This is a genomic window from Roseovarius sp. SK2 (assembly GCF_028807495.1).
In the GTDB taxonomy this organism is placed as follows: domain Bacteria; phylum Pseudomonadota; class Alphaproteobacteria; order Rhodobacterales; family Rhodobacteraceae; genus Roseovarius; species Roseovarius confluentis.
This window is the reverse complement of the sequence record NZ_JARAMK010000012.1, coordinates 40,583-65,438: the sequence shown is the minus strand read 5'-3', so window position 1 is coordinate 65,438 and position 24,856 is coordinate 40,583. Positions and strand designations below refer to the sequence as shown.

Sequence of the window (24,856 nt, the reverse complement as noted above, 5' to 3'; positions counted from 1 at the left end):
TCTTCTGGGGAACTCATTCGATAAATCCGCGCAGAAAGGACACCATTTCGGGGTCGTCCCATTCGGCTGGTCCGACCAGTCGCCCGAGCTCCCGCCCCTGCGCGTCGATCAGGATCGTCGTCGGCAGGCCAACGGTGCGCAGCGCGGTCATCGAAAGCATGGTCTGGTCGACATACATATTGAGATTGGTGACACCGATCTCGTCGTAGAAACGCCGAACGATTTGTGATCCGGCCCGGTCGATGGAAAGGGCAACCACTTCGAAGTCGTCGCCGCCAAGTTCCGCCTGGAGCGCATCCAGCGTCGGCATCTCTTCGCGGCAGGGGACGCACCAGGTTGCCCAGACGTTCACGAGGATCACCTTGCCGCGAAAGTCCTCCATGTCCCCACGGCTGCCGTCTTCTTTCTCGTAGCGCACATTGGCGACGGGCTGCGGGGTATCGTGCAGGGCGAACCCCTGCGGTCCGGCAAACGCCGTGCCGACGGACAGTGCCCAAGCGATCAGCGCCGGTTTCAGATGTTTCATGGCGTTGTCTCCTTGGCGGATTGGGTGTTCAGATCACGGACGATCGGCAATAGGGTTTCTTCCAGGATTGACCGCGTAATCGGACCGACATGGCGGTAGGCGATGGTGCCATCGGCGATGACGTAGGTTTCGGGCACGCCATAGACGCCCCATTCGATACCGGCGCGTCCGTTGATATCGGCCCCAATGCGCGCGTAGGGATCGCCCAATTCGTCGAGCCAGGCGCGCGCCTGATCGGGCGGGTCCTTGTAGTTGATTCCGTAGAGCGGCACCTCACCGGTTGCGTTCAACTCCATGAACAGCGGATGTTCGGCACGGCAGGGCACACACCACGAGGCAAAGACGTTCACCAGTGACACGTGTCCGATCAGGTCCTGCGTCGAAAGACCTTCTTCTCGGCCAAGCACCGGGGGCAGCGCGAAGTCGGGCACGGGTTTGCCGAGAAGTGCCGACGGCAAGTCGTCGCCACCCTTGAAAAGCCCCCAACTGAACAGGACCATGAGGGCAAAAGCTATCAGCGGCACCAGCACGAACCTGGAGATACTGCGCCGCGACACAGGGTCGGCATTTCCCTCGACCTCTTCCGTCATGGCTGCGCCTGCTCATCGGCAAGGGATCGGCTTTCCTGCGACGCGCGGATCCGGTCGGGCCATGTGCTCTTGATGTAGTCAATGATCCCCGTGATCTCATTGTCTGTCAGCACATCCTCATATCCGGGCATGTCGCTTTCGTACCCGTTCCCGACAATCGCCGCCGGCCCGCGTTTCACGATGTCGAGCAATACGCGGTCGGGGTGATGCCAGGTATGGCCGGAGGCGTCGTGCGGCGGGGCAGGCAACTTGCCGTTCGGCAATCGTGTGCGCCAATCTGGTTGCCCCTCCAGGTTCGCCCCATGGCAACTGGCACAATTTTCTTGATAAAGGCGCTCGCCCATGAGCACGTCGCTCTGCGCCGCTACTGGCAAAACCGTTGTGGCGAGCAAGACCGCAGCGAGCCTAATGGTGTTTTTCACGGCACTTCCGCATTCTTGTTACGAACCACATACAGAGAATGAAAAGTGCCGCCAGCAACGACAGGACAAGCAGGACGCAAAGCGCCCAGGCCAATCCCATCGACAACAGGCTGTCGCCACTGCTGGCATCCTCAATCCGCATTCTGGCACATTTCTATTTCCCGCTGTCCGAGCGGATGTATTTGACCAAGGCGATCGCCGCGAGCACCAGCACACCCACGATCAGCAACCAGACGAGGCCCATCGCAATCATCATGCCGCCGCCCATCATTCCACCGTCCATCATCATGCATTCCATCCTTTGCTTTCCCTTGAAGCCGGTCTGGCACGGGTTCGCACCAGACCGCGCGATAGATCATTCGACCGCATATACGGTCGGGCTCACACCTTCCTCGACGGTGTAAATCTTGAAGGGCTCCTGTTTCGCACCGCCCATACCCGGCGACCCCAATGGCATGCCGGGAAGAGTCACACCGGCAATTTCCGGGCGCTCTTCCAGCAGCCTGTTGACGACATTGATCGGCACGTGGCCGCTGACAACGTATTCGTCCAAAGAGGCTGCATGGCAGCCTTGGAAGTCATCCGGGATGCCCGCATCGCGGCTAATCTGCGCCAGATCGTGGGTCGGCTTCACCTCCACCGTGAAACCGTTCTCGCGCAGATAGTCCGCGTAACTCTCGCAACATCCGCATTGTGGGTTCTTGTAGAGCGTGACCTCCTGCGCCGCGGCAGGCGCGGCATTCAGGCTCATCGCAAGGACGGCGACGGTACCTGCCGTGCCGAGGCTGGCAAATCCAAGTATCTTCTTCATCGGTTCATTCATTTTCATGGTCCTAAGTGTGTGAGTTTCAAGTTTTGGTCGTGCCGGGTTCGACACGGATGACGCCCATCATGCCCGCCGCCTGGTGTTCCAGAATGTGGCAATGGAACATCCAGTCACCGGGATTGTCCGCGGCGAAGGCGATCTCGACCCGTTCTTCGGGTGCCATCAGGACGGTGTCCTGCCATTCGCGATACCGAGTCGGTTGTCCGTTGCGGGCAATCACACGGAACGAATGCCCATGAAAATGGATCGGATGGTGCCAGGCGGTGCGATTATCCATCTCGAACATGTGCGACGTGCCCTGCGGCAGGACCAGCAAGGGGTCCATCATATGACCCGTCGCGGCTTCTCCATTGATGAACCACATGTTGCCCTCGCGCATCTGGTCCATCATCGACCCCATGCCGCCGCCCATCATCATCTGCCCCATCATTCCGCCGTTGAAGACGATCCGGTGCCGCGCGGCCGACGCCATGACCGGTTCGGCCAGCGGGTTGGGCGGCAGCTCCATCGACCAATCCGGCACCGTGTCCCGCAGCCTGTCCGGCGCGTAGGCAAGATCAACCAGACGGTATTCAAGTCCCTCGTAGAAGGCATCGATGACGGTCACGGCATCTCCGGGCTTGCCGGTCAAGTCGATGACCAGATCGACACGCATCGCCGGGCCGATCACCACGACCCCGCCGTCAGGGGCATGGGGCGTCACGGGTTGACCGTCCAGCGCGACCACGACGGGGGCAAGACCCCCGAAATCCAGCCCGAATATCCGCGCGTTCGCCGCGTTGACTAGCCGCAAGCGGATGCGCTCACCGGATTGCACCGAGATGCGTTCGGGGATCTGACCGTTGATGGTCACGGAATTGCCAATACGACCGCCGTGCATCGCGTCATGGCGGTTGCCGAAGTCATCCGCAATCTGTCCGTCCCGGGTCATGCGCCAGTCGTCCAACATCCAGGTCACGTCGCGATCGACGCGGATCGGGTCCGCCTCCTCCACGATCAGCGGCCCGTAAAGCCCGCGTCCGACCTGTTCCGAACTGCGCTGGTGCGGGTGATACCAGAACGTGCCCGCATCCAGCGCATCGAATTCGTACAGGAATTCGCCATCGAAGGGGATCGGGTCCTGCGTGAGGAACGGCACCCCGTCCATCGCATTGGGCGTGCGGATGCCATGCCAGTGGATTGTGGTCCCTTCATCCAACCCATTTCGAGCCAGAACCCGCACGCGGTCGCCCTGCCGGACCCTGATTTCAGGACCGGGGACGGATCCGTCATAGCTCCAGACATTAGTCGGGCCGTATGGTGACGGGCGCAGGGCGGCCTGTCCGGATGCCGCGCGTAAGACAAATGGGTCCCCAGTTGGATCGGCCATCGCCATTCGTGCAGGTGACAGAGCGGATAGGGCTGTGAATGCAGCACCTGTGCGAAGCACGTGCCTTCGTGAAATCGGTCTGTGGAGGATCATCGCAATTGCCTTGATTTGAAAGGGTCGCACACAGCCAGCTTCGGCCAAGGCAACAATCAGGCCTCGCAGCAGGCGAGGCCGGTTTCAGGTTCAGACAGGCAGTTTGGGCGGGAATGGATCGAGTGAAGGATTGATGCCGAGCGGCATTAGAGGTTCGGCACCCCGGACGGCAATACCAAAGGGCATGGCGAGCTGCGCTAACGAAACCTTGGCGATGATGCCGGCCGTTCCACTGGAGCCGCAAGGAACAGGACACCCGCCCTCGCAGGGCACCGCGTCAGAAAATCCTGCGGGGACGCATCCGTAGCAAAGCTGATCTTGGCTCTCGGCGGTGTCTATCTGCGTAATGGCCGCGTCCGACATACTGGCCGACACCCCATCCGGTGCAATCACGGCACCGAAGCTGAAAGCCAGAATCAAAATGAGGCGGAAAGCGCGGATCATGCAATTCTTATGCAAGCTTCCAGTAGGGGGAAGTCAAGAACTATCCTGTAACATCGGCGTGACATTCGTACTCGCCGATTGGCCAACGAATGCCGGCGGATGGTTTCAGAGGAAAATTCGAGGCGAGACTGCATATTTACCCAAGGTCTGTTTCGAAGCCAGCAGCCATCCGCTTACTTTCATGCGGATGGCTGCCCTTGTGTCAACTTGCGTCTTTGAATTTGGTGTATTCGCCGCGCACCTGGATCGTCACGGTCGCGGGCTCGCTGTCTCGATTTCGCCAGAACCAGCCGTGTTCGCCGTCGAATGCCGCAATGATCTCGCCCTCGTCGCCCGTCGAACCGCGGCCCTTTTCATAGGTCACCGAATTGCCGCCGCCGTGGCCGTGCATGTCGAAATTCACCCGACCGCCTTCGACCAGCATCCGGTATTCCACCGTTTGGCACTCTTCCATGACCAGCTTCCACTCGGCACTGTCACCGGGTGCCAGCGTGAAGGTGGTTTCGTCGCGCCAGATCTCGGCTTCCTGCGCGTGGGCTGTGCCGACAAAGAGCCCGAAGATGTCGTTCATCAGGCTTGACTGCTCCTCAGCTTCAAGCTCTAACAGCCTGTCGGCCTCGGCCTCTTCCCCGAGCTGGGTTTTGATCTCTCCCATTTCGGCCAGACCGATCGCGCCGCCGATCCCGGTCGGGTCGATGCCGTATTCGGCGGGCAGGACGACGGTGACGAGGATCACGACCGCCGAGACCGCCGCGATGACGGTGGAGCGGATCAGTTGAGCAGAGCTTGGAAGCTCGTCGAGGCTGGGTTTTTCTGCGTTGAACATCTGTTTGTCTCCTTATGCGGCCTCGAAATAGCCGGTGATTTGCAGTCCCATGAGGATGAATCCCATGGACATCATGACGACGTTGGCGGTGTAGGCCTGGCGGAAGAAGTTCGGGGACTTCCGCCAGTAGCCCATGACGATGAGGATCACGGCGAGCGCCATGATCTGGCCGAGCTCGACACCGACGTTGAAGGCCAGAAGATTGGCCAGCAGTCCGTCCGAAGCGATCTCGTAGTTGAGAATCTTGGTGGCGAGGCCGGTGCCGTGAAAGAAGCCGAAAATCAGCGTCGCGGCCTTGGTGTTGGGCTGGAACCCGAACCAGCGCTGGTAAGCCCCCAGATTGTCGAGCGCCTTGTAGACGACCGAGAGGCCGATGATGGCGTCAATGATGTAGGCGTTGATGCCCCACCCGAACCAGACACCGGCGAGCATCGTGGTCGAGTGCCCGAGGGCGAAGAGGCTCACGTAGATGCCGACGTCCTTCATCCTGTAGAGGAAGAAGACGACGCCGAACAAGAACAGGATGTGATCGTAGCCGGTCACCATGTGTTTGGCACCGAGATACATGAAGGGGATGATGTTTACCCCCAGATTTCCTGGATATAGCCTGCGTCACCTTCGGTCACGGCATGGGCAAGTGCTTGTCCCGCATTCAGAATGAGCGCTGACAGCATAATGGAGGACAGGATCACGGTCCGGCGAATGCCGAGATCGGTCGAGCCCCGATGGACTGTAGTCATGGATTTAACTCCGCATATGTGTTGATGATCGAATGCAACGCGCCGATGGCGCGGCCGATCAGACGCGCGGAGGGCGTTCGATCTGGTTTATCCGTAACGTGTTCGACGTGGCCGAACTCAGCCGCCATGCGGTTCTGTAGATATCAAGCGGCTGCGACGACAGATCGAGACCGGGCACGACCGCTTGACTGTGATCGTGATCGATACTGTCATGGCTATGGCCGTGCATGGCCCAGAGAATATCTTCTTCGAAACCATGTGAATGACCATGTTCCGCGATCATTTCCGAATGCTCTTGGATCACATCGAGGACATTAGGTACATGAGAGGTCGTGGGTAGCACTGACCAGACCAGCAGGGCCATGCAGAGAAGTGTGGCGAAGGCGGCTTGTCCGATTGTCCGTAAGGTTGTCATCATCTCTGCCTGCCTGCCTGCCTGCCCGCTCGTCGCTCGCGTGGTGCGTCGCGGCACCATCTTGTTCTATCCCCCAGGGGAGGATAAGCCTTCCTTATGAGAAATCCCCCGGTTCATGCAACCCATCCCGCTGTCACAGTACCCTAATAAATCAGATTCTGCGGATTCAGGGCATTTTGGAGCACTTTTGTACCCTTAATTGCAATATATCCACAGGCTCCGCGCCTCAGGATTTGACACCAACTGAGCCTTTCCAGATTGCATCGGCGCGCGTCAGAAGCGCTTGGCGATTTGCGTCTGCTCCAAGCTCGGATATGGCCTGACGAGCTGCCTGCAGAGCGCTCTCGGATGCACTTGGGCGGCTCGTTCCATGCGTTTTCTGCCCGGTCGGATGCTCTGATTCCCACCGCCCCGGAAGCCGCTGGCCGAGGTCTCGCGACAACCCACGGGCCCGCTCAATCACCCGACGATGTTGAGGAAAGGCGCGACGCAACTCAAGGACCATCCGTTCATTTCCACGTAGAATGATGGCAGCACCCAAAATGGGACGAGTCACGCTTATACCGATCCCGGCAAGCGCCATTAACCTTTCGCGCTCACTCCCCGAAGTGGGCGCCCAAAGATGCCCGATCTCCATCACTGCCATGAGATGCAAGGTCAAATCCACCCGGCGCAACCGCGCGAGATTGTTCATAGCGACAGCCGTCTTAAGAGCTTTCGCGCCGCCTAAAGCTCGAGCCCGAAGTCTGCCTGACACATCTTTGGCTGGATACTTGGTTGCCAGAGACTCACCGCAGGTTTCGCAGATCATCGACCATGCAAAGCGCCAATGACGAAGAGTGAGACCGGGCGTATGCTCCGCGCACCCCGGGCAATGCTGGAAGTCATGCTGCGACACGATACGCAGCGAATGATGCGTCGCGTCCGGAAGGCACATGGCGGCGATTTCATCCGGGGACCGCTGAACCGCACCGCATAGCCTGGCCCAGTTCACCGCCCGCAGGTCGTTCGCACATTCCGGCACCCTGCCCTGCCCCAAACCCAGATAACCACAAAGCTCTTCAACCGAACAATGATTGGCTTTCGCCAGTCGCCCGATCTAGCTGGACAGAAGCTCATCGCGCGCCGGCGGTGGCCGGAACGGTAACGGTCTGACGGTCATCTGTCAACGGCGGAGTAAAAACCGGCCACGCGGCGGTGTAAAACCAGGCCAGTGGCAGGGTGCCAAGCGCCATGGCGCGCGCGCTCTCCAGATAGCTGGCGCGTGCCATGGCGCATTGGTCCGCAGGGCCAATTCTGTGACGGTTGATCAGGTGCCGGCTTCTTTCCGGGCGCGGCTTTGGGCAAGTCTGTAACTCTCACCGTTCATTTCGAGGATGCTGACGTGATGGGTCAGGCGGTCGAGGAGAGCGCCGGTCAGCCGTTCGGTGCCGAAGATTTCGGTCCATTCGTCGAACGGCAGGTTGCTGGTGATCAGCGTGGCGCCGCGCTCATAGCGCTGCGAGATCAGCTCGAACAAGAGCTCCGCACCGGTCTTGGAGAGCGGCACGAAGCCCAGCTCGTCAATGATGAGCAGCTTGACGCTGGCCAACTGCTTTTGCAGCCGCAGCAGGCGACGTTCGTCGCGGGCCTCCATCAGTTCACTGACCAGCGTGGCGGCGGTGATGAAGCGGACGGGCAACCCCTTCTGGCAGGCCTCCAGCCCGAGGCCGAGAGCAACATGGGTCTTGCCCGTGCCGCTCGGGCCAAGGGCGATGACGTTCTCCCGCCGCTCGATCCAGTCGCAGCGGGCAAGTTCCAGCACCTGCATTTTGTTCAGCTTGGGGATCGCCTTGAAGTCGAAGCTGTCGAGGCTCTTGGTGGCCGGGAACTTCGCCGCCTTGATGCGCCGCTCGATCATCCGCCGCTCCCGGTCGATCAGTTCCAACTCGACCAGGCGGGTCAGGAACTGGACGTGGTCCTGACCTTCGGCGGCGCATTGTCGGGCGAGCTTGTCGTATTCCCGCAGGAAGGTCGGCAGCTTCAGCGTCTTCAGATGATCCGCGAGCAGGATCTTCGGGGCGTCACTCATTCCGCCGCCTCCGACGTCAGGGCCATGTAGCTGGCGACCGAGGTCGTCTCGACATGCGCGCGTGGCAGGTAGGGGTAGACGTCGAGGTCGAGCTTCGGCGGCCGCTTCTCGACGTGACAGAGCACGAGGTGCTTGACCGCATCAAAGCCGACCGCCCCCAATTGCAGGGCCCTCTTCACCGCGGCGTGGAGGTCATCGATGCCGAAGGTCTCGAGCAGGCGCAGAACCTGAACATACTCGCGGCGCCCGGCCTTTTTCATTCGCGCTTCCATCAGGCGGCGCAGGGTCGCGAACTCAGACGGCAGGTCCCATTCAGCCAGGGGCGCCGCCTGGTCCAGAGCGTTGATCTTTTGCTCGATGAGCGGAAGGTAATGCACCGGATCAAAGACCATGTCCTCACGGTCGTGGCAGCGGGGATGGCGTGCGATCACCTCGCCATCGCAGCCGATCACAACCACGTCGACATAGCCCCTGATCCAGACGTCACGGTGGCCGTAGGCGACCGGCACCGAGTAATCATTGGTCTTGTAGCGCACCAGCGCCTGGGAGCTGACCCGTCCGGTCGCCTGATCACAGGCATCGAACGGCGCCGCGGGGAGTTCGGACATCGCCGCCAGATCCCGCGCGAGCCGGTCTCCGATGGTCTCGGATTGCCCCCGCAGGACATCCGACTGGCGTTTTCGGCACTGCTCCTCCAGATCGACGTTGAACGCCTCCCAAGAAGCAAACCGCGGGATCGGCACCATGAAGTTGCGCCGGGAATAGCCGACCAGGCCCTCCGCGTTGCCCTTGTCGTTGCCTTTGCCGGGACGGCCGTATCGATCACGGAACAGGTAATGTGACAGGAACCCGCTGAAGAGCGTCGCCCGCTTGCGCGTTCCGTCCGGCAGGATCTTCGCAACCAAGCAGCGGTCGTTGTCGTACAGGATCGAGATCGGCACCTTGCCGAAGAAGGCAAAGGCGTGGATATGGCCATCGACCCAAGCCTCGGCGGTGGCCGCCGGATAGGCTCGCACGAAGCAGCCATCGCTGTGCGGCAGATCCATAACGAAGAAGTGTGCCTTCTGCTCAACACCGTCGACGACAACCACCGCCTCGCCGAAGTCGGCCTGGGCGTGCCCGGGCGGATGCGCCAGCGGCACGAACATCTCGCGGCCGCGCCGTTCGCGCTGACGCATGTAATCCTTCACGATCGTGTAGCCGCCGGTGAACCCGTGCTCTTCGCGGAGCCGCTCGAACACACGCTTCGCCGTGTGGCGCTGCTTGCGATGGATCTCCCGATCGCTGTCCAGCCAACCGTCTATGATGCCGGTGAAGGCATCCAGATTTGGTCGTTTGACCGGTGCCGTTCGTCGATATCCAGGCGGAACCGAAAACGCCATCATCTTGGCTACGCTGTCGCGCGAGATGTTGAAATGCCGCGCCGCTTCTCGCTGGCTCATGCCCTCAGCACAGGCCAGCCGAACTTTCCGATACAAATCCACGGTGAAAATCCTCCCGCCCTCCCTGTCGCCAGAAAGGGTAAAGGTGGCCGACTTTTACGCCGCCCGCAGCAGGCTCATCCCGCCGCTACCGTGGCCGACTTTCGCACCGCCGTTCTCATTTCAGCCCACTCTTGCGATGCAAGGTATTCAGCATGAGATCTTTGGAAGTATGACTTGCCCTTCGAACTACCCCGCCACCGGCTCTCTTGGAGCTTGACATAACGGCGACGGATTGAGTCCCAACTTCCCTTGCGCTTTGCCTCGTAAGCCGGGTTTTGCGCAGTGTCTATTTCTGGCAGTAGATCAGTCTCGGGTGTGCGTTTGACGGGGTTTCCAATCAACAGACCGCAGTCGAGGCACTGATTTTTGACAATTGGTCCGCCGCCCTTATTGAAGCCACGGCGGAGTTCAATATGCTCGTGTCGGCACTCGGTTGCGCTCAGAGCGCTCACCTCCTTTGCATAGCGCTCTGCAAGGTCGCTATCCAATGGTACTCGTTGGCCGGTGTCAGGGTCGGTAATCGCCATTGGTCTTCTCTACTTTTGTTCGAGTGCTCCACGACCATCGGGGCTAGTTTCATGGTCGCAGAAAAAACCTTGAATAAGAGGAGCGTTGTTGGGGCGGGCCCTCATTGAACTGCTTTGTCCGCGTCGGGATCCGGCTAGTACCCTGTGCTTCCAAATCCATGGGTGTCTCTTTCGGTACCTGACAGTTCGTGAACTTCGAACAGCTCTGGTGACTCGAAACGTACAAACACGATCTGTGCTATTCGCATACCATGAGTAACTGCGAAATCTTCTCTACCTAGGTTAGCTAGCAAAACGGAAATCTGCCCACGGAAGTCTGGGTCAATCGTCCCGGGAGCGTTCAAAACAACAACGCGCGATGACTTCGCAAGCCCTGATCTACTTCGCACTTCACAAAGGATATTCTCAGGACAGGCCAATGAAATCCCCGTCGGAATAGAAAGGACCTCTCCGGCTCTGATTAAAATACCATACTCACGATCATGCGCCGGCAAGTTTGCCCGGATGTCGTATCCAGCTGCGCCATCCGTTGCCTTAGCAGGCGGAGCAATACCTTTGTCCGCGCCCTCGCAGTAGGTGAAGTCGATCCTCATAGCTCCGCCTTAGCCGAATTCTCGCCATCAAGACAGTCGCCACTGGCATCTGGATTCCAAAGCCGGTGATCGTTGGAAAACTCGGCCTTGTACCCGAGCTTTGCGGAAAATTCTCTGAAAGCATCTAGAGTCAAATATGAAGCGCAAGTTCCAGAATAGGCGTCTTCTAGAGCATCCCAGAAACGACATATCTGTTCGTGTAGATGTTCTTCAAATCCACCCGGCACAGTTTTTACACAAACAATGCAGTCGGATGGAACAACCGGCTGTATGAACGAGCCAACAGCAACTTTCTCGACGTTTGGTCGAGCAACCCTTGGAAGCATAAGTACTTTGCCAGACACTAGTTTGTTCTTTCGCGTCGCGCGGCGTCTGCTGATCGAGATTTCATAGTTAAACAAGTCTGTTGTGTGGATAAGGCTCGGTCCCTGTGTGTGAAACACACCGTCTGCAACCGCGTGGCTACCTCGCATAAACACCAAGCTATACGGATGTTTGGGGGTTATTTTGTCGACATTGGAATTTTGACTTGCCTGATCCGACACCAGAGCCGCACGTTTAGAGATCCGGACCAAATGGACAGAAACCGAAGCTCTACTGAAGCCAGGGCTTTCATACACCCCCAGATCATCAACGTTGTAACCGTTGGACAGATTTTCGCGGGCTTGGCCGTCTTTTTGACTGTAAAGGCAGGAACGCGGAACGATGGCAAGTATCTCGCCATTGGCGCTCAAGTAACTACAACTTCGAAGCAGGAAGGCCATGGCTTTACTGCTCTTGACTAGATTATCGCCGAACTCCGTCGTCTCGAATGATGAGCCTCGGCAAGTGAACGGCGGGTTTAGAAGGACAAGGTCTATCCTGCCTTGTAGATCATGATTGGCTGCTCGCGCTGCACTCGACAGATAGTCTGAGGTAATTGCTTTCAGCCCTGGCAGACTGTCCTGCGCTCTAGCTATTGCTTCCGGATCGAGGTCGAGCCCGTGAAGCTGAGCTTGAGGCCATCTTTTCCTTGCTTCTAAAAGAAGCGCACCGTCACCTACTGCGAAATCCGCAATTATTCTGGGGTCGCGTTGAACACTCAATCTGACCAAGTCACGGGCCAGCGCCGTCGGTGTATAAAAGTCGTCCTTCAAAGGCCCATAAACTCGCTGACTGCATAGACAAGGCATTTGTCTGTTCCACTTGTTCGGCCAGGCTTTCGCAGCACATGATCGTAGATGATCTCGGAACGGGACTCATTTTGCATCGCGAATAGCAAAGCCCCTAGTGCGTGTGGCTTGGTGCCAACCAACCCAAGCTTCATAACATGATCGTCAAACTCGGACGCCAGCTCTTCAAGGCGATAAAAAAGGCTAAACGGGCAGTTTGACTTGGCAAATCGAACTCTCACAAACGACTCAGAACGCTGTAGTGGGTTAGCGTTGCCAAGGTAGGCGCTAAACGGGTACTCTTGGCGAAACCCGGGAACCCCAATGATTGGAAAGGTCTTTCTATCTTCCGGTTGAACATTTTCGAACATATGAGCAAATCGCGTGCCTTCGAAGCCCAGTAGAGGCACAAAGCAGGACTTCTCTTCTTCAAAGTCTCCAAATGTCGGGAACATAGGAAGCTGATCGATACCTTGGATCCTAAGGCTCAAGTCAAAAATATCGCCAAGCTTTGGCTCTAGTGTTTTCAAGTAGCTACTTGGCTCAAGGTAGACGACACGAACCGTTCTACCTTGTTCAACAGCACATCTCATCAAGGCGGCCCAAGTGGCATGGCCCAGACCAGTGATGTCGATGTAGACAACTGGTTCGGATACTGACTGTAGAAAAGCTGAGATCGAGCTCTTATTTCGAAGACTGATCTGGTCGCCGCCGGCTATGTCACTTGAGAAATAGTACTTGTCCTCAGCCGTCACCTTATAAAAGCGCACGCTATCCGCCCTTGCAGCCAACTCATCTGCGAAAGCGCTTCTTGGCTCACCGCTTGTGCCGTAGATGTACGCACTATCCTTTGTTGGGGTGAACTCGGTAATCTCATTGAATTCCTTTGTAAAAAGCGGACGATCAGCCAACATCGTTAAAGAACGCCTCGAATAGTTGCATCTGCTGAGGATGTTCGTCGCTTTGCTCTACACCGTGCTTGGAGATAATCTCTTGAATGAATTTTTTGGGTTCAGCTATCAATCCGGAGATTTGAGCACCTTTCAGGACAATCTTTCGCTTGCGGCGATAGCTGTACTCGAAGAAGGGGGAAAAAATCGGATGAACTGCGTAGTCAGAAGTACGTGTTTCGAACTCCATGCGCTTACTGGACTCAGTCCGAACTAAAGCAAGATGCATGACTGCCGACTCTAGCAGCTCACGAACATCCGATGAAAGAACTTCATTATCCATGAAATGGAACTGAGTATACTCTGGGGCGTGGCCTTGAGGATGGGAGGCAAGCGCCTCAAAAACCTTTCCAAGACCCAAAAGGAGCTTTGTCAACTGAGCACCATTAACTGACAGGCCCTCTAACTCTGATAGGTTCTTCTTGGCGACGCTTACCGCGGCTCGAGTTTGAATCTCTTCAGAAATCGGTACGTCTACCAAGCCGTGCTTTCGATTTAGTTGGATCGACCTGCCAACCAATTCGAGGAGATAACGGATGTTACCGTTGGCTAGAAGAACATAGGTCTGCCAACCGCAGTAATACTTACTAATTTCGGCTTTCTTTGATTTAATGGTGAAGAGCATAGAGAACCGATAATTATCGAAGCGCTCTTTCCATTTCTGTTTATGATTGTGCCTTTCGTTAAGCACCTCTTCAATTGGAAGGTTTTGGCTAGTTGCCCAAAACTGGGCGAAGTACAGCTCTAGGCTGGGAATATCCGAGATCTCTTTTTCAGAAATACCTGACTTAATCCAGTCAGACCGGATGAGCTTTGCCTTGTCATCAATCCCAAGACGATCTGCTTCCTCATATGACGTCATACCAGGCAGCAATTCTTCCAGAGATGCAATCGCACCCAAGCTCTCTTCCTGTTGGGCTCGAATGAGGCAAACGCTTTCCGCAAACTCTCTGAACGTCACAGCGTCTAACCTTTGCCCAATGTCGATCCTCTCATAGTCCGCCGGGCTAACCAATTGCTCTGTTGCGTTGAGAGTAGTTCTCTCTCGCCAACCTAACTCCTTTATCCCAACTTTGAATGTGTAAAACTCACCACAGTGTTTGATAAGCGTGTTGAGGATTATCTGTTGGTAGTTAAGTAGGTTTTCATACTCGTCCACGATGAAAAAAAACGACTTCTGGCTGAACTGGGGCAGCTCAAGCAAAGCCTCACATAAGTCATCAATTGGCTGCCCTTGAACCGACAAGTTTGGCAATTGATCTTGCGACAAGTTGTTGAGGAGCGTTTCAAAGCGCCGTAAGCTCTTCCGAACCATGGCTGCCAACTCAGATTGGGATTGTGCTTCTCCCGCGAACAAAGAAGAGCTGATTTCGCCGCAAATCTCCGCGTCCAACTCAGGCGAACCTTTGTGCTTGTCGCGGTACCACTCCGCAAACTTCAGAACTTCATTGCAAAACACTACATTGACGTAGTGTCCGAATACCTTCGACCACTGGCGATCGGTGAGTTCCGGCCCAGAGAACGCAGTGACGCGATTTGTGTTAATCTTGTGGTAGAAACCGTAGTAAGACCATGTTGATGGTCGGGCGGGAACATTCTTTCTCTGCTCTAGCTGGTACTTACCGTCATACGATAGGCACTTCAGGACTGTGGTCTTACCTGTTCCCCTTCCACCGAGGAGGACGCATGCTCTATTGGTTTCTAACTCGGGAAAATATGATGGCATGGCAAACAGGTCATAGACCGCTGCTTTCAAGCTTTCCGCCCGATACATGCCAAAGGGCTCGGAAACAGATGGTTTATTGTCCCTGTCGCTCATCACCGCCTCGACACCAACGGCTTCCAGCCGTTCTCATTTGAAAAAAAGAGTGGAAGCGTAGCATCCGGTGTTGAGTGCTCGAAAGCAAAGCCAAGGCCGAGGCAATGAAAGCCGCGCCAGTCTGACTCGCTGCCATCGTCGTCAATGTATCCCAACTGCTTCGAGTACTTCTCGATCATCGCAATCCCATCGTCACGCCTTTCGTCAGGCCACATTCCGCTTTCCTTCGAGACCCAGCTATACTCGCGTCCAAGAACATTCCCACTTGCCAACGCGGCTCCTGGAAAGTCACCATTTATTCGCTCCATGCCCTTCTGCGTCATTGTGACGTTGCAATAGTAGACTTTCAAATCAGGATGAGTTGGCCACAGATTTTCAATGCTCTTGCCTTCTATTCCTACGCGCTTCGATCGGCGCTTCAGAGTTTTCGTGAACTGTTCACCAGAACCGACAAAGTCATCAACAAACACTATTGGAAGATTTCTTCCTGCATCAACAGACGCAATGGCTTCGTCGAGGTCAACGAGCTGCTCCTGGGGGATCCCGATTATTTGGCGAGCTTTCCGAGCAAATGTATATCCACTGTCTGAGGGGTTTGGTGTCTCCCCTTGGACGGGCACAATCAGGCAGGTATTAAGAAACGTGTTCCATTTCTTTTTGGTTTCATCAAATGGTCCCCAATCAGAGCAGACTAGGTTGGAAAGGCTCTGGAATGAGGAAAGAAACTGGGCATCGATCAGCTGGTCATTCAAGTAAATGAATTGACTGACCATATGCAGGGCAAACGGCTTGTCTACTTCATCAAAATTCGACAGCCATTGCTCAACGTTTATCTTGCTGAACGGCCAAGCTTGAAGTGCCGTCAACTTATCGCAACACTCCATGCAGAACTTTTCGTTTCCAAAATTGGCCAATTGTTTCCCAGAGGCACAGACAACTATCGTTTTTCGTCCACGTCGCCGTGGTGAAAGACAGCTTCGTCGATTTGGAGTTCACCGACAAGGTGTATCGGCATAAACAAGGTGCCGATCTGGACCTCGGCTTTCAAAGCGTGCAGCCGCCAATGTCCGGTCTTTAGACACGAAACTTCGATAGCTCGCACACGCTTAGGTGGATGACTTCCCGTGGTGCCACTGGCGATTCTCATATCGGCGCAGAAGTTGGCTTTGGTCGAGAGGGCCCGCGTTAAGTCGTTTCAAGCAGGTCTGGGTCCAGCAGGATTTGTATACCTTCCGCTTCCGCACGTTCACGACCGTACTGTTTGAGGTCTAGTACCTGCGGACGAACATCCACAAGTTCAAACTTCGCCGAGCGGAACTTCGGCTTGGTTTTAATCACGCGTTTCAGAACCACGCGGACGCAGAACGAGATCTCGGCACCAGCAAATGAACAGCTGTTGAAGTAAAGGGCTTCAAGCTCGTTTGGCTGACACTCGCCCTCAATATCGAACTCCATATAGCCAGGCGGGTCAGGATCTAGCGAAAGCCCGACGGCCACCTGCACAGCCCAGCTTGCCTTTGCTTCATCGATTGTGAAGGCTTCTGTTGCAGTGCTTCCCGCGAGTTCGACGAGCCGCTTCCACCTTTCGAGAAAATCACGGAGTTTTGGAAGGTCTTCGGGGTTCGGTCCATTTAGACTACCGGCAACTGGGAAGTGGCATGTATTGCCTGCGGTTGTTGTAATCGCCAAGCGGCCCCTTCCATCGGCGAGGTGCGCCAAACCGCGCAGGAGGTTGCACCAATCGCCGAGGGTACGTCTGGTCTCGGTAAACACGTCCACAGTTTCGAAATGTAGTCCGACGTCATCGAAAGTGATTGTGAAGTCGTCATGTTTTAGGAGCGCATAGGGGCCTCCTAGCTCAGGAGGTGCAAGGTGCAGTTTTACGTCGAAGCTCGCGGCGGCTTCTAGGGCATCGGCACCTTTCATTGCTACGCGCCAGGTCCCCATCTCCGGAGGAGTCACATACACATCGTCAAGGTCGTCAAATAACGAGCCGATGTACGGAACTGGGATTCCAAACCGCGCGTCGAAAACCTGCATCGCACTGGATTTAAGCGGCTCCAATCCTAACGCAACACGCGCCAGTTGGTCGTCGCGTTCAACGCGGAACACAACCTGACCTACAAGTTCAGCGTCCTCATAACCGAGTTCTTCCAACTGCCGCTGCTTCTCCTTCACATATGTCCCTTGGTCGTTACCCACCGCTCCCTCTATTGCCGCGCGCAGACCCTCCGGTGTTAGTTCGAAGGGAGATCCTTTCGAGCTATAGTCAAAGGACATTGTTTCTTTGGCTAAATCTGCTTCGCCTTTGGCTTCCGCCTGCCGCAATCGAAGCAGAACACGACGAAGCTGATCGCCGATAATGTGAACGACAAAACCTTTCTTAGGGCGTCCATCGGGATGCAGCCCAAAGACAACAAGCAGGGATGGGCCAGGTAGTTTTGCAAAGGTCTCAAACGTCGACAACTTTACTCGGACGGAAGTTGGTTTCTTCTCTGCCGTTGTTTTCAATTGCACATGACAAGACCACTCGGAACGTTTATCCAGCATTTCGTCAGAGGCCGAGCGTGGCCCGCCGGGTTGAACAAAAAAATCCCAGCCTTTCTTGTCGATATTGCTCGAATTGGCGATCAGCCGTGCCGTAGCCGCTAAGCTCGTAAAGAGCGCTTCACCCACGTCGCCTAACTCGTCCGAAGTTAGAGTGACGGATTCCTGCTGGATGCGTGACTTTGTCAAAACTTCAATATCAGCGTCGAGACATCGCTGAACCTGTTTGCTAGTGAGTTATTCACGACGATACCTTTCCCAATGACCGCTTTGAAGCGATTACATCTTCGCAGCGATTGCGCAGCGAGCGACGGCTTCCCGTCCTCATAGCCGAAACCTCCCCATCTTGACTTTCAGAAAAACATACCCTATTTTCTGACATGGAGTTGAACCATGATCACGGCAAAAATCAAGCAGCGCATCGTTGGAAAGGGCCGAGGTGCCATCTTCGCGCCGTCGGACTTCCTCGATATCGGATCGCGTGCGAGCGTGGATCAGGCGTTGTCGCGTCTGGCGGATCAGGGCGTGATCAGGCGGCTGACGCGTGGCCTCTACGACTATCCCACGCACAGCACCCGCTTCGGGCTCCTCGCACCCTCCGCCGATGACATCGCACGCGCCGTTGCACGGAAGGACAACCAGGTTCTGCAGCCTTCGCCGGCCATGGCGGCGAACCAGTTGGGTCTGTCCACCCAGGTCCCGTCCAATCCGATCTACATGACCGATGGGCCTACCCGGACGAAAAAGGTCGGGCGGCAGGTGATCCGGTTCCGGAACGCCTCTCCGAAGACCTTGGTTGGTGCCGGGTCTAAGGCGGGCACGGTGTTTCAGGCGCTCCGTTATGTTGGCAAGGACCGCGTCGACGATCAGGTGATCGGCAAGATCGCCCGCACGCTGGATGCCAAGGATCGGGCGCTGCTTGCAAAGCAAAGCCGACATGTTCCGGCCTGGATGCATCCTGTTGTTGAGCAGATTGTGGCTCACGCCTGAGTATGGATGCCTTCGCGAACGACACGCCTGCAAACCGCGATGAAGCTTTCCGCCAGGCCGCGGCAGAACTCGGCTTTGCCAAGGCGATTGTCGAAAAGGACTTCTGGGTGTGCTGGTCACTCCAGCACCTTTTTGCCCTGCCCTCTTTTGGCGACCACCTAATCTTCAAGGGAGGCACATCGCTTTCGAAGGCCTATGATGTGATCCATCGGTTTTCCGAGGACGTCGATCTGTCGCTCGACCGCGCGCAATTCGGGTTTGAGGGAGACCGTGACCCTGAAAACCCCGGCCTCTCGGGCGGCAAGCGCAAATCGCTGCTGCAAGATCTTCAAGAGGCCGCTGAGGCGACCGTCGCTGGCCCTTTGATCGGAGAAATCAACACCACTTTCTCCGCGCGTCTGGACCAGCCATTCTCGCTCCAGATCGACGAAGACGACCCTCAGACCATACTCTTCGCTTACCCATCTCTCGGCGGCGATGATCCAGCCTATATCAAACCCGTTGTACGGTTTGAGTTCGGTGCAAGAGGCGCACAGCTTCCGGCCGATCAGCGAACAATCTCAACTTACGTTCAGCAGGCCTTCCCCGATCTGCCCGGCCTCACCTCTGTTGATGTACACACTCTCGGGATCGAAAGGACGTTCTGGGAAAAAGCGACGATCCTTCACATGCTCTTCCATCAGGACGCGGGCAAACCGCTCGCTGACCGCATGTCTCGACACTACTACGACATGGCAAAACTGACCCAGCACGACGCCAAGGCGCACGCTTTGGCCAATCTCGACCTCTTGAGCGAAGTTGGCCAGCACAAATCGGTATTCTTCAAGGCGGCCTGGGCAAGATACGAGGACGCTAAACCGGGCTCGCTTCGCCTTACTCCGGGCGACCAGCTGAAGGCCGCCCTCCGAAGGGACTATGCCGGGATGCGTGAGATGATCATGGGCGACGCGCCAAGCTTCGATGATGTGCTGAGTGCGATCGGGGCGCTGGAAGCAGAGATCAACGCAGCCTGACCTAGAAGCCAATTGAGCGCCATGAGCTATAGGATCTCGTTCTATAACTCATGAATGGCCCAGATTTGAGCGATAGAGCGCGAGGTTTAACGCTGGCATGTCATTCTGCAGCCAGTCCCGCATCTTCCAGCTGTTCATGGTCCGGCAGGTCCTGCAGTGACTCCAGATCGAAAGCCACGAGGAACTGCTCTGTGGTCACATAGGTGTAGGGTGCTCCGCGCCGCGGCGAGCGCGGGCCGGTTCCGATGAGACCGCGGGCGTGCAGCCGCCCGATCAGGTCGCGACTGATCTCCTTGCCGAAGATATCCTTCAAGCCATCCCGGGTGATCGGCTGGTGATAGGCGATGGCGGCCAGCACCGCGACATCGTATTCGCGCAGGCCGAGAGCCTGATCGCCGACATCCGCCGCGGTCCGGATCGCCGCCGCATAGGCCGGGCGCGTCCGCAGCATCCATCCGTCGGCCACCTTCGCGACTTCGAAGGATCGTCCTTCGAGATCAGCCATCAGATCGTCGATCAACAGATCGACCGAGGCCCCCTGCCCTACGACGCGGGCCAGGTCTTCGCGCGGCACAGGTGAGGCAGACGCAAAGAGAACCGCCTCGATCCGGCGCATCCATTCGCGCCAGCGCAGGTCAGCGGGCAGGTCGTCCAGCTCACGATCCAGATCGGTATCGGCGTGGTCCTTCGCCATCGTCAGATCCCATAGAGCCGAAAGGTGTCGCGGCCGGTCAGCTCGCGCACAGCGCCCAACTCGACAAGCCGGTCACAGATTCGGCGAGCAGCTCGATCGGACCTGAGCGACATCAGTGCCGTCGGAGCCACGGCATCCCGGCTCAGGAAAAGCGCGACGGCCTCATCAGACCCCCTCGCCCGGAGCTTCGGCGCGACCTCTTTCAAGCGCGCGGCGCGGCGGGCAAGATTGGCGGCCTCCTGTGTTGCCTGCGCGACAGCCGCCAGGATCGCCCGATGGCAGGCTAGGCGTAACTCGTCACCCGACTTCCGCAGATTGGCCCGCTTCAAACCAAGTGCCAGGAGCGGCAGGACATGGTTCCACCCGAGCGTCTGCGCCAAAGCCGCGTCCGCCAGGATCAACGCCGTCGCGGGATCGCGTGGTCGATCAGCAAGAACCGCCTGCAGCACCGACGCAACGCGCGCGACCGGCGCGCCCCGCCCCGCGCTCAACCAGGTGGCAATCTTCTCCGGTTCAAGATCAGGCATGGCGCGGTGCAGTGCTTTGACCGACACGGGTCGTTGGACTGCGCGCTGCCAAGAGAGATAGATCTCGCCCGCCGGTCCGGGACTGTCGCCAGGCTGCAGGAACGCTACAGAATCGCGCAGCTCCGCGGCCCTTTCCGGCCGGCACGCATTTACCACGGAGACCTCGGCCGCGCGCAAAGCCAGCCGCGCCCTCAGCAAGGTCTGGGGGACGTCGTCCCGGCTCAGCACCAGATGCAGGTGGCCAAGTGTAGCACCGGACAAAAACGCCACATCTTCAGGGATTTCCAGCCACGCCGACGTGACCCAGGACGGCATCCGGGGTAATGTCTCGCTGTCGTCTAGGAGCTCATGGCGGGCATAGGTCATGCCACAAGAATATCGTACGGCGGCGCTTTCGTCCACAATATGATGTACAAACCGCCCCGCTTTGCCGTCCTCTGTCATGTCCAATAAGTTTGCCTTATCGGACATAAATGAAGTAGGCTGAGAAACATGAGCTGTCGTTTTAGTTTCATGGGTGGATTCGGCCGAAATCGCCTCTCTCGTCGAGGAAATTTCCATTTAACCGGTGGAGGGGCCTCTTGCTCAATCTGTGGACTCGTTCCGCCCCTACGTCAATACCACGCTTTCCCTTGCCCGCCCGCGTGCCTCGCCCCTCTGACAGCCACGGCAATGGGGCGGCACGCCGGAACAGGACGAGGGCGGCCTCCGGCAGGACCGCACCAGGCACCAGATCTGTTCCAAAGAGATCATGCAAGATCACCAGCGTCAGAGCCCGCCAACGCACCGACAGGTGCTGAAGAGGCGCATGCCGACCGACGGTCGCACGGGCCTCGTAGGGACAATTCCACCCCGGTTCATCGTACCAGAGCGCGAGGACCGGCCGCGCCGCCCCGTTGCGATCGAGCGGCGCCCACAAAATGCGAATTGCATGTTCGAGTCGATCAAGGCGTCCTGGGCCTCCTCTGACGATCCCATTGATCTGGCGTTGGAGATCGAGGACACCTGCGGCGAAATCCACATTCAAAAGGTCCTCTGCCTCCCCTCCCCCACCTGTCAGAACGGCTTCGCACTTGCGACAGAAGGGACGCAGCAGGCCATTCAACATGCGAAGGGAAGGCCTCAGGTGACCGCGACAAGCGGGGCAGCGGTCCAGGAGCATGGTCCGGTGCACCGGACAAACCACCTGCTCCGTCAATCGCCAATTCACCCGCAGATAGGCATCGCGACCGACAGCAACATCCGCATCGAAACAGGCAAGGCAGACCGGTACAGTCTCGGTCAGAAACCAATCCCGAGGCTGAGCAGGATATCGGGAAGCCAGTGACCTGCGACGAAGCCGTTCCGGATCGATCCTGCAGGCCTTCGCCCAAAGCATGAGCAGCCCCATATCCGGCGCCACATCGTCAACCTGCCGCGCGCCTGCGTCCCTACCCCCCTGCCCCGCCAGGTGTACCATCAGCTCAAGGGGCTCCGCCCCGTAGCGCGCGGCAACCCGCGCCACCCAGGACGAAAGCAGTTCGTCCCGGAACGGACGCGGCGCGACGGGCAGTCTGGCCGGCACCATCATGCCCCGACCCGTTGTTGCGCGGGCTTCCCCCGCCGCCGAGCGGTCTGGGTCATCGAGACCAGCGGCAGCACCAGATTGTCGCCAAAACTATCCGCGTCGAGGCGCTCCTTGCCCGACCGAACCGCATCTTCCGCCGCCGTCTCGATCAGGCGGAAAATGCGCGCCGTCACACCGGAGGTCAGCTTGTGAATCCGCTCTCTGGCCTCCCCGCTGATCAGATCGGATGCCTCGCGCAAAGGCAGGATGCGTTCAAAACTTTTCAGGAGCCCGGCGAAGGCGGCATTGTTCAGCCAGGGCTTGAGATGGAACGCCTCGAACCGCTCAGCCAGCTGCGCATCGGTCAGCAGGGCTTGGCGCGCAAGATCCGTGCCGGCACACACCAGTGGAATCCGAAGGTCATTAGCCAGAAACCGGATCGCGTTGAGAAAAATTCGCTGTTGCCGGAAGGTTCCGGCCAGCATGCCGTTCACCTCGTCGAGGATGATCATCTTCGCGCCCACGGTCCGCAGCAGCGATCGGCAGATATCCTTCTCACGGGCAAGCGTGCCTCCTGTCATCGCCGGCGCGCCCATGGCGGCCAGAAGTTCGCGGTAAAGATCGCGCTCGATGGGTTCGGATGGCACTTGCGCAACAACCACCGGGCGGTGGTCAACGCCGGTGATCTGACTGAACTTCGGCGGGTGGTCGCGTTCAAACTTGCGGACGATCTTGGTTTTACCCATGCCGGTGTCACCGTAGATCAGCAGGCATGGCATCCGGTCACGCGGTGGATAGGTCAGCAGGTTCTCCAGACGTGCCAGAGCGGCCCCGGACTGATCGAAACCGATCCAGCGGTCGGCCCGGATCCAGGCAATGCGCTCATCATCCGGCAGCGCCGCAAACCGGCGGTAGGTCGGATCGAGATGTGCAAATGCGCTGCCTTCGGTCACGACCATTCCTCAACTTCGAACCCCGGGTGGTCCCTGAGCACATTCTCGCTTTCCTTGGGCTCCGGACCGGCATCTACAGCCTCGTAGGCCCCTACCCCATCAAGCGCTCGGTCCCGTCTCTCGGAAAACCGCCTGGCCTCCCGTGTCCTGCTACTGGCAGCATCAACCAGGGCGCGCTGTTCCTCGATCACCGCGAATATGAGGGCTTCATCCTCGAGCGCCCGCCCGCGCTCGCGCAAAATCGCCTGCGCACGGCGATGTTCCGCAAGGGTGATCGACGGATGGCGTAGATCCGCAAATCGCACAGGATAGCGCTGACCTTCGGGGCCAAGCACAAAGATCGTCGAGAGATCGCGCGGATCATAAGACACGCGCAATTGCCGGTCCTGCCGACCCGCCCAGAGGCTCAGGATATCGTCCCAATACCGCAGACCGAAGAGATGGATGCCATCGCGGCGCACCATGCGTTCCGTGCTCGGCAGGAAGTCGATCCGGAACCCCTCCGGATCGTAAGGCCGGCGCAATGGTGCCTCGCGCCGCCCATAGGCCTCGTTCCAGGCCGCGACTGGCGGAATGCCGAGCGAACGGTGCCGTTCAGCATGATAACGGGTGATTTCCAACGCCAACCAGTGCTCCAGCTCGTCGAGCGTCATCGCCGACTTGCCCACGGAGTCGTAATCACCGCGATCCTTGATGCTGCTGAAGGTCGATCCCGGCAGCAGGTGAGCCGCCCCCATCATTGTGCCAATCAGCCGCTCAATATGACCGCCGTAATGTGGCGCCCCTATCGGCCGGTACTGCAGTGAAATCCCGTGCTCTTCCGCCCCGCGCTTCATCGCCTTCGAGCGGAATTCCTTCGCATTGTCGATGTGAATGGTCTCCGGCAATCCCTCGGTCGGCCAATCCGCGTCGATCCCCAAGCTCTCCAGCCAATCGGATTTGGGCTGCACCAGGTGCTGAATGGCCAGTGCCACCGACAAGGCCGATGGCGGCTCCAGCGTCAGATAAAACCCTGCCACCATGCGGCTGGCGACGTCGATGGCGAGGGTCAGCCAGGGCCGTTGCAAAGGTTTCCGATGAACCCGGTCCACGACGATGACATCCACCAGCGTGTGGTCGATCTGAACCACCTCATAGGCCCGTTCGACCTGATAGCTGCCCGGCACCGGGTGATGGCGCTGGCGAGAGGCCTTGGCACCCTCACGCGCAGTCGTAAGTTCCGCCGGATCTATCGCCGCCACACGGTCCCGCAGCGTGGTCCAGCACGGGGGACGTAGACCCCTCTGACTGCACTGCCTGCGTACCTCCTTTTGCAGGGCGTTGATGCTTGGCTTCTGGAGGGACTTGTAGAACTCCTCGATCGCCCCCGAAATCACCGCTTCGATCTCGTCAGGCAGCCGACGGCTGCCCGTCGGTGTCCCAACCTGAGCCGCCAGCAAGGAACTGGCGACCGGGCGCGCCTTGTACGCTGAGATCAATTCGTAGAGGCGGGAGCGCTTGAGACCAAGATCGCGGCAGGCCTTGAGGAATTCGGCACGGTTCGGTGACGCCTTGCTTGCAAGGCGGCGGATCACAGCTTCCCGCGCGACCGCCTGTGCCCACGCAGCATCGTCGACGGCGTTGATGTCTGCTCGATCCACCATGGCCAAACCCGGAAAATAAGTGTCTTATGTCCGATAATGAACCTATAATCCGGGAATGAAACAAGAACATGAACACAATGATATCAATACGTTAGTG

The 24,856-nt window shown here is 57.8% G+C and carries 25 protein-coding genes and 1 pseudogene; 2 read left to right on the top strand and 24 right to left on the bottom strand.

Translation table 11 applies throughout. The features are described from left to right. Positions 1–13: 13 nt before the first annotated feature. From PVV74_RS19400 to PVV74_RS19310, 19 genes and pseudogenes are all read right to left on the bottom strand, one after another. On the bottom strand, positions 14–526 hold the full coding sequence (locus tag PVV74_RS19400) for a TlpA family protein disulfide reductase (RefSeq protein WP_057796928.1): 513 nt from the start codon (positions 524–526) through the stop codon (positions 14–16). After that, positions 523–1,116: a DsbE family thiol:disulfide interchange protein gene (locus tag PVV74_RS19395; RefSeq protein WP_103764479.1), complete on the bottom strand. Its 594-nt coding sequence runs from the start codon at positions 1,114–1,116 to the stop codon at positions 523–525. The genes PVV74_RS19400 and PVV74_RS19395 overlap by 4 nt, the downstream gene beginning before the upstream one ends. Next, positions 1,113–1,538: a cytochrome c gene (locus PVV74_RS19390; protein WP_103764480.1), complete on the bottom strand. Its 426-nt coding sequence runs from the start codon at positions 1,536–1,538 to the stop codon at positions 1,113–1,115. Before PVV74_RS19390 ends, PVV74_RS19395 begins: the two co-directional genes overlap by 4 nt. 154 nt (positions 1,539–1,692) lie before the next feature. Further along, entirely contained in the window at positions 1,693–1,827 is a 135-nt protein-coding gene (locus PVV74_RS19385) for a hypothetical protein (protein ID WP_009503829.1), read from the bottom strand. Between the two features lie 66 nt (positions 1,828–1,893). Next, entirely contained in the window at positions 1,894–2,349 is a 456-nt protein-coding gene (locus PVV74_RS19380; protein WP_103764620.1) for a DUF411 domain-containing protein, read from the bottom strand. 37 nt (positions 2,350–2,386) lie between these two features. Continuing rightward, a complete protein-coding gene (locus PVV74_RS19375; RefSeq protein ID WP_103764481.1) occupies positions 2,387–3,826 on the bottom strand; it encodes a multicopper oxidase domain-containing protein in 1,440 nt (479 codons plus the stop codon). Positions 3,827–3,916: 90 nt separating this feature from the next. Then, positions 3,917–4,270, bottom strand: a complete 354-nt coding sequence (locus tag PVV74_RS19370; RefSeq protein ID WP_103764482.1) for a hypothetical protein — start codon at positions 4,268–4,270, stop codon at positions 3,917–3,919. Positions 4,271–4,472: 202 nt separating this feature from the next. Then, positions 4,473–5,096: a transmembrane anchor protein gene (locus PVV74_RS19365; protein WP_103764483.1), complete on the bottom strand. Its 624-nt coding sequence runs from the start codon at positions 5,094–5,096 to the stop codon at positions 4,473–4,475. 12 nt (positions 5,097–5,108) lie between these two features. Continuing rightward, a pseudogene (locus PVV74_RS19360) lies at positions 5,109–5,836 on the bottom strand (HupE/UreJ family protein). A 58-nt stretch (positions 5,837–5,894) separates the two neighbouring features. Continuing rightward, positions 5,895–6,254, bottom strand: coding sequence for a hypothetical protein (locus PVV74_RS19355; RefSeq protein ID WP_245890541.1), 360 nt, complete (start codon positions 6,252–6,254; stop codon positions 5,895–5,897). 1,112 nt (positions 6,255–7,366) lie between these two features. Beyond that, on the bottom strand, positions 7,367–7,522 hold the full coding sequence (locus PVV74_RS19350; RefSeq protein ID WP_274594361.1) for a hypothetical protein: 156 nt from the start codon (positions 7,520–7,522) through the stop codon (positions 7,367–7,369). Positions 7,523–7,560: 38 nt separating this feature from the next. Then, positions 7,561–8,322, bottom strand: a complete 762-nt coding sequence (gene istB, locus PVV74_RS19345; protein ID WP_103764485.1) for an IS21-like element helper ATPase IstB — start codon at positions 8,320–8,322, stop codon at positions 7,561–7,563. Further along, on the bottom strand, positions 8,319–9,806 hold the full coding sequence (istA, locus tag PVV74_RS19340; protein WP_146050076.1) for an IS21 family transposase: 1,488 nt from the start codon (positions 9,804–9,806) through the stop codon (positions 8,319–8,321). Before istA ends, istB begins: the two co-directional genes overlap by 4 nt. Before the next feature lie 661 nt (positions 9,807–10,467). Then, positions 10,468–10,926 carry a dUTP diphosphatase gene (dut, locus tag PVV74_RS19335; RefSeq protein WP_103764487.1) on the bottom strand — a complete coding sequence of 153 codons (459 nt, stop codon included), beginning with the start codon at positions 10,924–10,926 and terminating at the stop codon, positions 10,468–10,470. Continuing rightward, positions 10,923–12,062, bottom strand: a complete 1,140-nt coding sequence (locus PVV74_RS19330) for an N-6 DNA methylase (protein WP_170067257.1) — start codon at positions 12,060–12,062, stop codon at positions 10,923–10,925. Before PVV74_RS19330 ends, dut begins: the two co-directional genes overlap by 4 nt. Beyond that, the gene (locus PVV74_RS19325) at positions 12,059–12,991 is read right to left on the bottom strand and encodes a hypothetical protein (RefSeq protein WP_103764489.1); all 933 of its coding nucleotides are present in this window, start codon (positions 12,989–12,991) and stop codon (positions 12,059–12,061) included. The genes PVV74_RS19330 and PVV74_RS19325 overlap by 4 nt, the downstream gene beginning before the upstream one ends. After that, positions 12,981–14,846 carry an ORC-CDC6 family AAA ATPase gene (locus PVV74_RS19320; protein ID WP_103764490.1) on the bottom strand — a complete coding sequence of 622 codons (1,866 nt, stop codon included), beginning with the start codon at positions 14,844–14,846 and terminating at the stop codon, positions 12,981–12,983. The genes PVV74_RS19325 and PVV74_RS19320 overlap by 11 nt, the downstream gene beginning before the upstream one ends. After that, on the bottom strand, positions 14,846–15,712 hold the full coding sequence (locus PVV74_RS19315; protein ID WP_146050077.1) for a phosphoribosyltransferase-like protein: 867 nt from the start codon (positions 15,710–15,712) through the stop codon (positions 14,846–14,848). The genes PVV74_RS19320 and PVV74_RS19315 overlap by 1 nt, the downstream gene beginning before the upstream one ends. Before the next feature lie 319 nt (positions 15,713–16,031). Then, positions 16,032–17,522: a hypothetical protein gene (locus PVV74_RS19310; protein ID WP_146050078.1), complete on the bottom strand. Its 1,491-nt coding sequence runs from the start codon at positions 17,520–17,522 to the stop codon at positions 16,032–16,034. 264 nt (positions 17,523–17,786) lie between these two features. On the opposite strand from PVV74_RS19310, the gene PVV74_RS19305 reads away from it, so the two are divergent. Together PVV74_RS19305 and PVV74_RS19300 are read left to right on the top strand one after the other, a co-directional pair. Further along, positions 17,787–18,383, top strand: coding sequence for a DUF6088 family protein (locus PVV74_RS19305; protein WP_103764493.1), 597 nt, complete (start codon positions 17,787–17,789; stop codon positions 18,381–18,383). 2 nt (positions 18,384–18,385) lie between these two features. Further along, positions 18,386–19,396 carry a nucleotidyl transferase AbiEii/AbiGii toxin family protein gene (locus PVV74_RS19300; RefSeq protein WP_103764494.1) on the top strand — a complete coding sequence of 337 codons (1,011 nt, stop codon included), beginning with the start codon at positions 18,386–18,388 and terminating at the stop codon, positions 19,394–19,396. A 100-nt stretch (positions 19,397–19,496) separates the two neighbouring features. On the opposite strand, the gene scpB is transcribed toward PVV74_RS19300, so the two are convergent. The 5 genes from scpB to PVV74_RS19275 all read right to left on the bottom strand — a co-directional run bounded on the left by scpB (position 19,497) and on the right by PVV74_RS19275 (position 24,759). Then, on the bottom strand, positions 19,497–20,090 hold the full coding sequence (gene scpB, locus PVV74_RS19295; RefSeq protein WP_103764495.1) for an SMC-Scp complex subunit ScpB: 594 nt from the start codon (positions 20,088–20,090) through the stop codon (positions 19,497–19,499). Positions 20,091–20,092: 2 nt separating this feature from the next. Continuing rightward, positions 20,093–20,983: a DUF1403 family protein gene (locus PVV74_RS19290; protein ID WP_103764496.1), complete on the bottom strand. Its 891-nt coding sequence runs from the start codon at positions 20,981–20,983 to the stop codon at positions 20,093–20,095. A 145-nt stretch (positions 20,984–21,128) separates the two neighbouring features. After that, positions 21,129–22,184 (bottom strand): TniQ family protein, encoded by a 1,056-nt coding sequence (locus PVV74_RS19285; protein ID WP_274594399.1) that lies wholly within the window; start codon positions 22,182–22,184, stop codon positions 21,129–21,131. Then, positions 22,184–23,122 (bottom strand): TniB family NTP-binding protein, encoded by a 939-nt coding sequence (locus PVV74_RS19280; RefSeq protein ID WP_274594360.1) that lies wholly within the window; start codon positions 23,120–23,122, stop codon positions 22,184–22,186. Before PVV74_RS19280 ends, PVV74_RS19285 begins: the two co-directional genes overlap by 1 nt. Then, on the bottom strand, positions 23,113–24,759 hold the full coding sequence (locus PVV74_RS19275) for a transposase family protein (RefSeq protein ID WP_274594398.1): 1,647 nt from the start codon (positions 24,757–24,759) through the stop codon (positions 23,113–23,115). Before PVV74_RS19275 ends, PVV74_RS19280 begins: the two co-directional genes overlap by 10 nt. Between the last annotated feature and the right edge of the window lie 97 nt (positions 24,760–24,856).